At 60.1% G+C, this 12244-nt stretch carries 6 protein-coding genes and 4 pseudogenes; 7 read left to right on the top strand and 3 right to left on the bottom strand.

What is annotated here, in order from left to right; translation table 11 throughout:
* Positions 1-55: 55 nt before the first annotated feature.
* Positions 56-286 (bottom strand): annotated as a pseudogene (locus tag AU14_RS22705) (hypothetical protein); the annotation flags it as partial.
* A 628-nt stretch (positions 287-914) separates the two neighbouring features.
* Here AU14_RS22705 and AU14_RS07250 point away from each other — a divergent pair.
* From AU14_RS07250 to AU14_RS07240, 3 genes and pseudogenes are all read left to right on the top strand, one after another.
* A pseudogene (locus AU14_RS07250) lies at positions 915-2230 on the top strand (CmpA/NrtA family ABC transporter substrate-binding protein).
* 23 nt (positions 2231-2253) lie between these two features.
* The gene (locus tag AU14_RS07245) at positions 2254-3249 is read left to right on the top strand and encodes an ABC transporter permease (protein ID WP_094191176.1); all 996 of its coding nucleotides are present in this window, start codon (positions 2254-2256) and stop codon (positions 3247-3249) included.
* A 47-nt stretch (positions 3250-3296) separates the two neighbouring features.
* Positions 3297-4135 (top strand): annotated as a pseudogene (locus AU14_RS07240) (ABC transporter ATP-binding protein).
* Positions 4136-4172: 37 nt separating this feature from the next.
* Here AU14_RS07240 and AU14_RS07235 read toward each other — a convergent pair.
* Positions 4173-5471: a nitrate- and nitrite sensing domain-containing protein gene (locus tag AU14_RS07235; RefSeq protein ID WP_041339935.1), complete on the bottom strand. Its 1299-nt coding sequence runs from the start codon at positions 5469-5471 to the stop codon at positions 4173-4175.
* A 354-nt stretch (positions 5472-5825) separates the two neighbouring features.
* Here AU14_RS07235 and AU14_RS07230 point away from each other — a divergent pair, with 354 nt between their 5' ends.
* The 4 genes and pseudogenes from AU14_RS07230 to AU14_RS07215 all read left to right on the top strand — a co-directional run bounded on the left by AU14_RS07230 (position 5826) and on the right by AU14_RS07215 (position 11592).
* On the top strand, positions 5826-7070 hold the full coding sequence (locus AU14_RS07230; RefSeq protein WP_052472142.1) for an NAD(P)/FAD-dependent oxidoreductase: 1245 nt from the start codon (positions 5826-5828) through the stop codon (positions 7068-7070).
* A gap of 27 nt (positions 7071-7097) precedes the next feature.
* Positions 7098-9604, top strand: a pseudogene (nirB, locus tag AU14_RS07225) (nitrite reductase large subunit NirB).
* A gap of 163 nt (positions 9605-9767) precedes the next feature.
* Positions 9768-10190: a nitrite reductase small subunit NirD gene (nirD, locus tag AU14_RS07220; RefSeq protein ID WP_052471993.1), complete on the top strand. Its 423-nt coding sequence runs from the start codon at positions 9768-9770 to the stop codon at positions 10188-10190.
* 34 nt (positions 10191-10224) lie between these two features.
* Positions 10225-11592, top strand: a complete 1368-nt coding sequence (locus tag AU14_RS07215) for a WS/DGAT/MGAT family O-acyltransferase (protein ID WP_041339933.1) — start codon at positions 10225-10227, stop codon at positions 11590-11592.
* Here the strand turns inward: AU14_RS07215 and AU14_RS07210 are convergent, their stop codons facing one another.
* Positions 11593-12000 carry an NINE protein gene (locus tag AU14_RS07210; RefSeq protein ID WP_041339930.1) on the bottom strand — a complete coding sequence of 136 codons (408 nt, stop codon included), beginning with the start codon at positions 11998-12000 and terminating at the stop codon, positions 11593-11595.
* Positions 12001-12244: the final 244 nt, after the last annotated feature.

Below are 12244 nucleotides of genomic sequence, written 5' to 3'. Positions count from 1 at the left end.
AAACCTTGGCCAGTTTGTTGGCAACGTAATAATCCTCGGTTAACAGCTGACCCGACAGATAGAACGCCACCGAACCTGGGCCGTGCTTGGCTACCGCTGCGCGAATGGCCCCAGACGCGGCTTTCAGCGCCTCGGGCCAGTCACTCTCCACACCGGCGAGCCGGGGCCGCAACAGGCGACCGTCGGACACCAGGGTCTCGTGCAAGGCCGAGCCTTTAACACACAACCGCCCCTGATTGGCGGGGTGCTGCTGGTCGCCACTGACTTGCCCTGAGCCGGCCGTCACGCCGCAACCAACACCACAGTATGGGCAGGTGGTCCGAACCTCGGTCGCTGTCTGATGCTCGCTGTTCACGTCGTATCCTTTTGTCTCTAAAGCAAATTGTCTCTAAAACAAAGACGCCCGCTTCCGGGAACCGGTATATCCGGCGCACGGGAGCGGGCGTCTTTGCCTGTTCATAGTTTTCTAGAGTGTTGTCTAAAGTGCTGTCTGCAGTCTTTTTTGCTGAGTTAACCGCTGCAATAACAGGGCCATCCTGGCATTGAAGCTATGAGGGACTCCGGCGGGCAAAAGCATCACGTTTCACGGCCCACAATGGTGCAAGGCTCAAAAAATCGCACTAAAACACATCGGCAACCAGGCGCCAGATTCCGGCCCATTGTCGGGCCCGAATCCTTACTCGACTGTTTTAAAGACCTTTTTTATCTCTGGCACAGGCTGTGCAACCAACACCTTCGAACATTTCAGATCATTGTTGATTCAACAGGCATAGGCGCTGCCTTCCGATAACGGAGGGCAGGCGCTTTTTTTTGCCTGAAAGAACATCACGAGGAAAGTAACCATGAAGACATCCCTGACAACCGTCTCCGGCCCACTCAGGCAGCTGGCCGGACTGGCCACGGCCATCTCCCTGATGGCCGGCACCGGCCTGGCCCAGGCCGAGATTGGCGCCCCGGAGAAGCCGGACCTGAGACTCGGCTTCATAAAACTGACGGACATGGCGCCCTTGGCAGTAGCTGGGAGCAGGGCTTCTTTATGGACGAAGGCCTGTTCGTGGAGCTGGAAGCCCAGGCCAACTGGAAAGTACTGCTGGACCGGGTCATCACCGGCGAACTGGACGGCGCGCACATGCTTGCCGGACAACCCCTGGGGGCAACCATTGGCTATGGCACCCAGGCCGACATCATTACCGCCTTCAGCATGGACCTGAACGGCAACGGCATCACCGTCTCCAACCAGGTTTGGGAGACCATGAGCCAGCACATTCCCGAGGAAAACGGAAAACCGGTACATCCGATCAGCGCCAGCGCCCTGAAACCGGTGGTAGAGCAGTCCCGGGCAGAAGGCGAGCGTTTTCGTATGGGCATGGTGTTCCCGGTGTCTACCCACAACTATGAACTGCGTTACTGGCTTGCCGCCGGTGGCCTGAACCCAGGCTTCTACGCGCCCCAGCGCGGTGACACCAGCGGCACTCTGGAAGCCGACGTGCACCTGTCGGTGACGCCACCGCCACAGATGCCCGCCACCATGGAAGCCGGCACTATCCAAGGTTACTGCGTGGGCGAACCCTGGAACCAGCAGGCGGTGTTCAAGGGCATTGGCGTGCCGATAATCACCGACTACGAAATCTGGCCCAACAACCCGGAAAAGGTGTTCGGTGTGACCCAGTCCTGGGCCGAGCAGAACCCCAACACCCACCTGCGCCTGCTGCGCTCAATGATTCGCGCCGCGCATTGGCTGGATGAAAACAACAACGCCAACCGTGCCGAAGCGGTGGAAATCCTGGCTCGGCCCAGCTATGTCGGCGCCGATGCTGAAGTCATCGCCAACTCCATGACCGGCACCTTTGAATACGAGAAAGGCGACGTCCGCGAGGTACCCGACTTCAATGTCTTCTTCCGTCATCACGCCACTTACCCGTACCCGTCCGATGCCATCTGGTACCTGTCGCAGATGCGTCGCTGGGGCCAGATTCCAGAGGCCAAATCCGATGACTGGTACATGAAGACCGCCGCCCAGGTTTATCGCGGTGACATTTATGCCCAGGCCGCCCAGTCATTGATCGACGACGGCACGATGCAGGCAGAGGACTTCCCGGATTTCAGCCAGGAGAACTTCGCCCGCCCGTATCAGGGTGAGCTGATTGATGGCGTCGCCTTCACCCCGCGCCAGCCGAACGCCTACATCGACAGTTTCGAGATCGGCCTGAAAGGCGCCGAAACACCGTAACCAGGCGTAGCCAGGAGAACGACATGACCACGTTAACCAACCCCACTTCCGGCACCGGTGCACCCGGCTGGCTGAAAGCACTGGCAGGCCGGTTCACCGGCGCCGAGCTGGCCCAGTCGGGCAAGCAGCTGCTGCTGCCGACGATCGGCATCCTGATCTTCCTTGGCTTCTGGCATCTGGCCGCGCCCCAGGTCAACACATCCCTGGGCGCCTTTCCGGGCCCGGCTCAGGTCTGGGAGCAGGGCGGTCAGCTCTGGCAGGAACACTCCAACCAACGGGCGCGGGCCGACAAATTCGTAACCATGCAGGAAGAGCGCAATGCGCGCATTCTGGCCGATAACCCGGAGGCTGAAGTCAAAATCCGCGACTACCCGGGCGCACCCACCTTCCTGGACCAGGTGGTTACCAGCCTGATCACCGTGCTCGCGGGCTTCCTGCTGGCGACGGCAATTGCGGTGCCACTGGGCATTGTCTTTGGCCTGAACCATTACTTTCAGGCCGCGGTCAATCCGCTGATCCAGATCTTTAAACCGGTATCGCCGCTGGCCTGGCTGCCCCTGGTGACCATGGTGGTCTCGGCCACCTACGTCAGCGACGATCCAATGTTCGAGAAGTCGTTTCTGACCTCCATGATCACCGTCACCCTGTGCAGCCTATGGCCCACCCTCATCAACACCAGCGTCGGCGTGGCAGCGGTCAATCCGGATCTGCTCAACGTGTCCCGGGTGCTGCGTCTGTCGTTCTGGACCCACGTTCGCAAGGTAGTACTGCCCTCATCGGTACCGATGATCTTCACCGGCCTGCGGGTCTCTCTGGGTATCGCCTGGATGGTGCTGATTGCTGCCGAAATGCTGGCCCAAAGCCCGGGCCTGGGCAAATTCGTGTGGGACGAATTTCAGAATGGCAGCAGCCAGTCCCTGAGCCGGATCATGGTGGCGGTACTGGCCATCGGTTTTATCGGCTTCCTGCTGGACCGGCTGATGCTGGTGATCCAGAAGAAAGTCGCCTGGAATGAATAACGGAGACCATCATGACTAAAGCACATCTGGAATTAACCGGCGTGGAAATGGCCTTTGAGACGCCCAAAGGCTCCTTCGTCGCACTCGACAACATCAACCTGAAAATCAAGAAGGGCGAGTTTGTATCCCTGATTGGTCACTCCGGTTGCGGTAAATCCACCGTGCTGAACATTGTCGCCGGCCTGCTACAAGCCTCCAAGGGCGGCTGCGTTCTGGACGGCCATGAGGTCAACTCACCGGGCCCGGAGCGGGCGGTGGTGTTTCAGAACCACGCCTGATGCCTTGGCTGACCGTATACGAAAACGTGGAACTGGCTGTCCAGCAGGTATTCCGCAAGACCATGGCGAAACAGGAACGAAAAGACTGGATTAATCACAATCTGGAACTGGTGAACATGGCCCACGCCGCCAACAAGCGGCCGGGGGAGATTTCCGGCGGCATGGCACAGCGGGTCGGCATTGCCCGGGCGCTGGCGATGAAGCCCAGCGTATTGCTGATGGATGAGCCGTTCGGCGCGCTGGATGCCCTGACCCGGGCCCACCTGCAGGATTCACTGATGGAGATTCAGCAGGAGCTGAACAACACGGTGATCATGATCACCCATGACGTCGACGAAGCCGTGCTGCTGTCCGACCGAATCATCATGATGACCAATGGCCCGGCCGCCACCGTGGGTGAGGACCTGCGCATCGAACTGCCGCGACCACGAAATCGGGTGACCCTGGCGGATGATCCCACGTATGTGCACTATCGCCAGGAAGTACTGAAGTTCCTGTACGAGAAACAGCGCAAGCTGGAGAACATCAAAACGCGCAAAACCCGCAACGCCGAACAGGAAGAGAACGCCGATAAAAAGGAAAGCACCACTCAGGCCGCAGGCGCCTGAGCCTGGTGGCTTTTTCAGGCCGCCTATGCAAACCCGGTCACTTTAGAACATCGGCCATGGATACCAGGGCCCGCGCCACCTCGGGCAGCTTCTTGCCCTGGTCCATGGCCAGTTTCCGCAGCACCCGGTGGGCCTCGTTGTTGTCGATCTTGCGATGCTCCATCAGCAGCAGCACCGCTTTTTCCTGAGTTCTCCGGTCTTCCAGCGCCTCCTTGGCGCTCTGCAGTTCATCCGTCATCTGCTGCAGCCTGCGGGTCTGCTCCTGCACCAGATCGAAGATGGAGCGACCAAACTGCTGACCCACGCCCTCACTCTTCCAGGCTTCCCCGGACCGGGCATCGTCACCGGAATCGCACAACACCAGCAGCGGCTGCGCTGGTGGATTCTGCTCGTCCAGCGAGGCGATCAGGGTTTCCTGATGGGCCAGGGAGTTCCGGGCCTCGGCAAAGCGCTCAACACAGCGAGTGTGAAAACTGCCCTCGACCGCGTCCTCGACCTTCTTGAGTTCATCCATCCGTTCCGACATCAAGGCAAACCAGCGATCCGCCAGCCCGGAGTCCAGGGTTTTGTAACGCCCCACCGAACACCCGAGCTGACGCAGGCGCTCGATTTCCGTCTCCCGTTCATGGGACCGCAGGGTCTGCCACAAAGCACGGCTGTCGTCGTCGGCAAAGCTGACAAACACCTCAAAACAGCGTTCCTGTGCTTCAACAAGGTGCGTCATGCGCTTGGATAGTGCAGTTTCGAAGCTGCCGCTGGAGAAGCCGGCAGAACCCACCGCGCGCTCCTGGCCACAGAACTCCTTGCCATTCATCAGGTGAACCATGGCCACCAGCAACCCGGCCAAGGACGGATCAACCGCGGTGTCGGCAGCCTCAAACACCACCGTGATCAGTGCCTGGATCCGGCCGCCATAGGCCTCAGTGGCCTCTGCCGCCGACACCGCCTGCGCGGCGACCTGGGAACGTAATGCGGGCAACTGCTGCAAGCCGTGCAGGGCATTGGCAAGATGGTTCAACAGGTGACTGCTGACCGGATGGGCCGTCAGCGCCTCCTGCACCTCAGCCAGAGCCTGCTCAAACAGCTCCGCCAACCGATCGGATTCGTCAATCATCGCCTCCCGCTCGTCGGCAAATTTCTCGCCGCCCGAGCCCAGGAATACGTTGGAGGCGCCCCGCTCCCGCTGCAGGCCGTGCACCAGGTTGCTGATGCTCTGCACCACCTTACCCATCTGCAGAAAGTACTGGAGGTTCATCAGTTCGCACTGCCGGGATGCAATCAGGAAGTCCGCGGCGGTGGGTGGTTTGGGGTTGTGCTGCTGTCGCTTGGTGTTCATCGAAGTACTCCCGGCACTGGCCGTGCTGTCTCAATAGCAGGTACCGGAGCAATAACCACGCCAGTGAAAGCCTCAAAGTCGTGCAAAACGCCCCAGCACAGGGCAGAAAATCTCATACAGAACCGCCTTCACCACTACCTGAAAATCGTATCCACCTGATTTTAATGGCTTTAAAAAACTGGCACGAAGATCGCAAAGTGTTTGTCAAGGATGAACGTCCCGGCCAAGGATTCGGCCGGACCATCAGATCATTGTTGTTGGCATTGGCGCCGGACCATCGATTCCCCCTGGGGACGAGATGCTCCGGCTTTTTTTATGGGTTCAGAAAACGGTTCGGGAAATGAAGGCGCGGCCATGACCAAAATTATCAGTGGAAACAAGCAACGCACCTTGGTGGTTTGCGGCCACGGCATGGTGGCGCAGCGCTTCCTGGAGGAGCTGATGGCCCAGGCGCCAGTGCCCTACCAGAGCATTATTGTCTTCAACGGTGAGAGCCGGCCGGCTTACAACCGCATCCAGCTTTCAGCGCTTTTAAGCGGTGATGCCGATGAAGACAGCCTGACTCTGAAGCCCGATGACTGGTTCGCCAACCGCGGCATCCAGGTGCATCACGGCGAACCGGTCCGTGCCATCAACCGCCAGGAACGCACGGTGACCACCCTGACCGGTCGCAGCCAGCATTACGACACCCTGGTACTGGCTACCGGCTCCCGGCCCGGGCAACTGGGGCTGCCGGGTGAAGACCTGGATGGTGTCCGCTACTTCCGGGACATCAACGACACCCGAACCTTGATCGAGCAGAGCGAAACCCGGCAACGCGCGGTCGTGGTCGGTGGCGGATTTCTCGGCCTGGAGGCGGCCGCCGGCCTGCACAGTCGGGGCGTGGCCGTCACCGTGCTGCACCGTAGCAAACACCTGTTGAATCGGCAGTTGGATACCGTGGGCGGCCAACTGTTGGCCGAGGCACTGGAGCGCAAGGGCCTGAACATCCTCACCGGCACCGCACCGCTTCAGCTGCTGGGCCGGGACCGGGTAAGGGCCGTGCAACTGAGTGACCAGACCCTGATCAGCACCGACCTGGTAGTCATTGCCACCGGCATTGTGCCGAACCGCGAACTGGCCGAGGCCGCAGGCCTGGACTGCGGCCGGGGCATCCGGGTGAGCCCTCAGCTTCGCACCAGCGACCCTGACATCTACGCCCTGGGCGAGTGCTGCGAACTGAACAACGAAACCTTTGGCCTGGTGGAGCCCGGCTACCAGCAGGCCCGAATACTCGCCCGGGTGCTTGCCGACGACACCGGTGCTGCCGGCTGGGCCCCTTCGGTCATCGCCACCCGGCTCAAGATCAGCGACGTGCCGGTGTTTTCCTGCGGTCAGCAGGCTCCGGACGGGGCCACCGAATCACTGATCTTCCGGGATTTCGACACCGGCAGTTACAGCCATCTACTGGTCCGCGACAACCGCCTGATCGGTGTGGTGCTGATTGGCAACACCAGCCAGGGCCCCTGGTACCAGGAGCTGATCACCGACCACACCGACATTACCGGCATCCGCGCCCAACTGCCCTTTGGCAAATCATTTTGTGAGGCGGCGGCCTGAGCCGCTGCCAGGAGAGAGGACATCACCATGAGCAAGAAAACCCTGATCGTCGTTGGCAATGGCATGGTTGGCCACCACTTCCTTGAACAGCTGGTCGCCAGTCCTGCCGCCGCAGACTACGACATCCTGGTCTTTGGCGAAGAGAAACAACTGGCCTATGACCGAGTACATCTGTCGGAATACTTTGCCGGTTCCACCCACGCCGATCTCGCCATGGGCACCGCAGACTGGTACACCGATCAGGGCATCCAACTGCTGCTGAACGAGCCAGTCACGGGTCTGGATCGCGACCAGCGCACGGTGACCACCCCCAAGGGCGATTACAACTACGATGAGCTGGTGCTGGCCACCGGCTCCTACCCGTTCGTGCCCCCCATTGAAGGAAAAGAGCACCCGCACTGCTTCGTTTACCGCACCCTGGAAGACCTGGACGCTATCCGTGCCAGCGCCCAGGCTGGCAAGTCCGGCGTGGTGGTGGGCGGCGGCCTGCTTGGTCTTGAAGCGGCCAATGCGCTCAAGAGTCTGGGCCTGCAAGCGCACGTGGTGGAGTTTGCGCCCCGGTTGATGCCGGTACAGCTGGACATCGATGGCGGTGCACTGCTGCGCCACAAGATCGAGGAGCTGGGTGTGCAGGTGCACACCGAAAAGGCCACCACTGCCATTGTCGCCGGTGAAGAAGCTCGCTTGCGTATGAACTTCAGCGATGACAGCCACCTGGAAACCGACCTGATCGTGTTCTCCGCCGGTATCCGTCCCCAGGATGCCCTGGCCCGCAGCAGCGGCCTTGAGGTGGGCGAACGCGGCGGTATCGTGGTGAACGATCAGTGCACCACCTCGGACCCGCACATCCACGCCATCGGCGAGTGCGCGCTCTGGGATCAGCGCATTTTCGGCCTGGTCGCCCCCGGCTACACCATGGCCCGCACCCTGCGTCGGTGCTCAACGGCGATCAGGAGGCCGCGTTCACCGGTGCTGACATGAGCACCAAATTGAAACTGCTGGGTGTGGATGTCGGCTCCATCGGCGATGCCCACGGTCAGACCCCGGGCGCCCGCAACATCCGTTTCAACGACGAACAAATCGGCCATTACCGCCGCATGGTCATCAGCGAGGATGGCAAGAAACTGCTCGGTGCCATCCTGGTAGGCGACAACAGCCACTACGACACCCTGCTGCAATATGCCCTCAACGGCATTGCCCTGCCAGACAACCCGGAGACCCTGATCCTGCCGGAGAGCCAGGGCGGCGCCCCGGCCCTGGGCCCGGATGCTCTGCCGGAAACGGCATCAATCTGCTCCTGCCACAACGTCACCAAGGGCGACATCTGTGGCGCCATTGATGCCGGCTGCGGCGATCTCAGTAGCGTCAAGGCCGAAACCAAGGCCAGCACCGGCTGTGGCGGCTGCACCGCACTGCTGAAAAACGTGGTCGACAGCGAACTGGAAAAACGCGGTGTGGAGGTCAGCAAGGATCTGTGCGAACACTTTCCGTATAGCCGCCAGGAGCTGTTCCACCTGGTCAAGGTGAACGGCATTCGCACCTTCTCCACCCTGATCCGGCAACACGGCCGGGGTCACGGCTGCGACATCTGCAAACCGGCGGTGGGCTCGATTCTGGCCAGCTGCTGGAACGAACACATCCTGGCCACCGACCATGTGCCGCTGCAGGACACCAACGACACCTTCATGGCCAACATGCAGAAGAACGGCACCTATTCCATTGTGCCGCGCATTCCCGGTGGCGAGATCACTCCGGACAAGCTGATTGTGCTGGGCGAGGTGGCCAAGCAATACAACCTGTACACCAAGATCACCGGCGGTCAGCGGGTCGACCTGTTTGGCGCCACCCTGAGTGAGTTGCCGGAGATCTGGGAAAAGCTGATCGCCGCCGGCTTCGAGACCGGTCACGCTTACGGCAAGTCTCTGCGTACGGTGAAATCCTGCGTTGGCAGCACCTGGTGCCGTTACGGCGTGCAGGACAGTGTGGGCATGGCGATTCGTCTGGAAGACCGCTACAAGGGCCTGCGGGCACCGCACAAGGTGAAGATGGCGGTCTCCGGCTGCACCCGCGAGTGCGCCGAGGCCCAGAGCAAGGACTTCGGGGTGATTGCCACCGAAAATGGCTGGAACCTGTATGTCTGTGGCAATGGCGGCATGCGTCCGCGCCACGCCGATCTGTTTGCCACCGACCTGTCGGACGAGGAACTGATTCGCACCATCGATCGGGTGGTGATGCTCTATGTGCGTACCGCCGACCGGCTGCAGCGCACCAGTGTCTGGATGGAGAATCTGGAAGGTGGCCTGGAGTACCTGAAGCAGGTGGTGCTGGAGGACAGCCTGGGGATCTGTGCGGAACTGGAGGAGCACATGGATGGCATTGTTGGCACTTACCAGTGTGAGTGGAAGACGGCGGTGGAGGATCCGGAGAAGCGTAAGCGGTTCCGGGAGTTTGTTAATGCGCCGGAGAAGAAGGATCCGGTGCAGCAGTGGACGACAGAGCGGGATCAGCGGCGGCCGGTGCTTGAGTCGGCCTAGCCTGCTGACCTCGGGGTGGAGCGAGGGGCACGGGGATGCTTTTCTTCTGGGAAAAACAACTCGCTTCGCTCAGACATCTTTTTCCCTGACAGAAAAGCATCCCCATACCCCCCACTCAGTGAACTTTTGAAGATAGAAAGCACAAGAATTAGGGAGAACAACCATGAAAGCTCGAACTATTTGGGAAGCAGTGTGTACGGTTGAGGATCTGGTGCCGGAATCGGGCATTGCAGTGTGGACAAAAGACGGACCAGTAGCGGTGTTTTACCTGCCGCATCGGCTGCCGGCGTTGTTTGCCATCAGTCACACCGATCCGTTCAGCGGCGCCAATGTACTGGCCCGGGGGCTGACTGGCGATCTGAAGGGGCAGCCGGTAGTGGCTTCGCCGTTGTACAAACAGCATTTCAATCTGGTGACCGGCCAGTGCCTGGAGGACGATTCAGTATCTGTTCAAACCTACCCAGTGTTACTGGACGGCAATGAGATTCGGCTTGAGGTTCCGGTCAAGCAATCAGAGACCGAGGCGGCTGATCAGGCTTTGAGGATAAACAGGGCAGTGACTTCGCGAGGCGGTTTTCTCGTGTAAGATCAAGGCAAACACCAAGAACAAGGATGCCTTTGTGAAGTCACTCAGCCCCACCGACCAGTTGTTCCTGTGGCTCGAAAAACGCCAGCAACCCATGCACGTAGGCGGCTTGCAGCTGTTTTCCTTTCCGGAGGATGCGCCCGATGACTATGTCGCCCAGCTGGCCGAACAACTGCGCCAGCAAACCCAGGTAACCTCGCCGTTTGACCGACGGCTGGATAGCCGTCTGGCCCAGCCGGTGTGGGTTCACGATGACCACCTGGATCTGGAGCATCATTTTCGCTTTGACGCCTTGCCCACACCAGGCGGAGTCCGGGAATTACTCAGGTTTGTCTCGGCCGAGCACTCTCACCTTATGGATCGGGAACGGCCGCTGTGGGAGTTTCATTTAATCGAAGGGTTGGGCAACCGTCAGTTCGCGCTGTACAGCAAGATTCACCATTCCCTGGTGGATGGGGTTTCCGCCATGCGCATGTTCCAGCGCATGCTGTCCACCGATCCGTCTCAGCGCAATATGCCGCCGATCTGGGCGCTGCCCCGGCGCCGTGGCAGGAAAACGGATGATAGTCAGCCCTCGCTCTGGCAGACCATCGGCCAGATACTGGGGGCATCGGGCAAACAACTGGGCACGCTGCCCAAGGTGACCCGGGAGCTGCTGCGGACGGTGAACGAGGCCCGCAAGGATCCGGCCTACGATTCCATCTTCCATGCCCCACGCTGTGTGCTGAACGAGAAGATTACCGGTTCCCGCCGCTTTGCCGCGCAATCTTATTCCCTCGCGCGGATCCGAGGCATTTGCCAGGCCTTCGGCACCACCGTCAACGACGTGGTCACAGCCATGTGTGCCAATGCCCTGCGAACCTATCTGATGAATCAGGATGCACTGCCAGAGAAGCCATTGATCGCCATGGTGCCGGTGTCGCTGCGTAAGGATGACAGTGCGGAGGGCAACCAGGTCGGCGTTATTCTGGCCAACCTGCATACCGATGAACCCGATCCAGTGGAGCGCCTGACCAAGATTCACGAGGGTATTCGCGCCGCGAAAGACCGCTACGCCCACATGTCATCCGAGGAGATCATCAACTACACGGCGATGATGCTCTCGCCTGCGGCTTTTCACCTGCTCACCGGCCTGGCCCCGAAATGGCAGACCTACAACGTGGTGATCTCCAACGTGCCCGGCCCCAAGGAGACCAGTTACTGGAACGGCGCCAAGCTGGAAGGCATGTACCCGGTTTCCATTGCCATGGATAGGCTGGCCCTGAACATGACACTGACCAGCTACAACGACCAGGTCGAGTTTGGTCTCATCGGCTGCCGGCGAACGCTGCCCAGCCTCCAGCGCATGCTGGACTATCTGGAGGAGGGCTTGACCGAGCTGGAACAGGCGGCAGCTCGGTGATCAGCCGAACCGTCGTTCCTTATTACGCTCGGAGATCTGGTCGTTGAGGGTCCAGAAATCGTACAGCACGCCCAACAGGAACAGGCCGCCGGTGAGCAGGTAGATAATGCCGGTGATCCACTTGCCCTGGTACATCCGGTGCAAACCGAAGACCCCGGTGAAGGTCAGCAGCAGCCAGCCGATATTGTAGCTGACCTCGCCTTCCCGGAACTTCAGGTCCGCTTCCCGGTCCATGGCCGGGATCAGGAACAGATCAATGATCCAACCAATGAACAGCAGCCCCAGGGTGAAAAACCAGATGGTGCCGGTGATTGGCTTGCCGTAGTAGAAACGGTGAGAGCCCAAGAATCCGAAGATCCAGAGCAGGTAGCCAAAGAGTTTGCTGTGGGTGTCTGTTCGGGCTTCCATGGTGTTCCTTGTGGTTTGGGTTGGTGACCCAGCCTTGATGGATTGGTGGCTGGCCGCGGGTCAGATCATTTTTCCCTTGGGAAAAACAACTCGCTGCGCTCAGACATCTTTTTCCTGGCGGGAAAATAATCTAACCCCCGTCCGACAGACAATGGGGGCATGGTCAATGAATACAAAGAATAAAAACGAAAAACCCCATGGACGGCCCTCTTTGGAGCCAGCAGGGCGTGGGGTCGCAGGAACC

This window comes from Marinobacter similis, from assembly GCF_000830985.1.
Taxonomy (GTDB): domain Bacteria; phylum Pseudomonadota; class Gammaproteobacteria; order Pseudomonadales; family Oleiphilaceae; genus Marinobacter; species Marinobacter similis.
This window is presented reverse-complemented; position numbering and strand designations above follow the sequence as displayed.

Excerpts from the sequence above, each read along its gene's own strand:
- AU14_RS07230 (WP_052472142.1), top strand. The coding sequence starts at position 5,826 with ATGACCAAAATTATCAGTGGAAACAAGCAACGCACCTTGGTGGTTTGC.
- AU14_RS07235 (WP_041339935.1), bottom strand. The coding sequence starts at position 5,471 with ATGAACACCAAGCGACAGCAGCACAACCCCAAACCACCCACCGCCGCG.
- AU14_RS07245 (WP_094191176.1), top strand. The coding sequence starts at position 2,254 with ATGACCACGTTAACCAACCCCACTTCCGGCACCGGTGCACCCGGCTGG.
- nirD (WP_052471993.1), top strand. The coding sequence starts at position 9,768 with ATGAAAGCTCGAACTATTTGGGAAGCAGTGTGTACGGTTGAGGATCTG.
- AU14_RS07210 (WP_041339930.1), bottom strand. The coding sequence starts at position 12,000 with ATGGAAGCCCGAACAGACACCCACAGCAAACTCTTTGGCTACCTGCTC.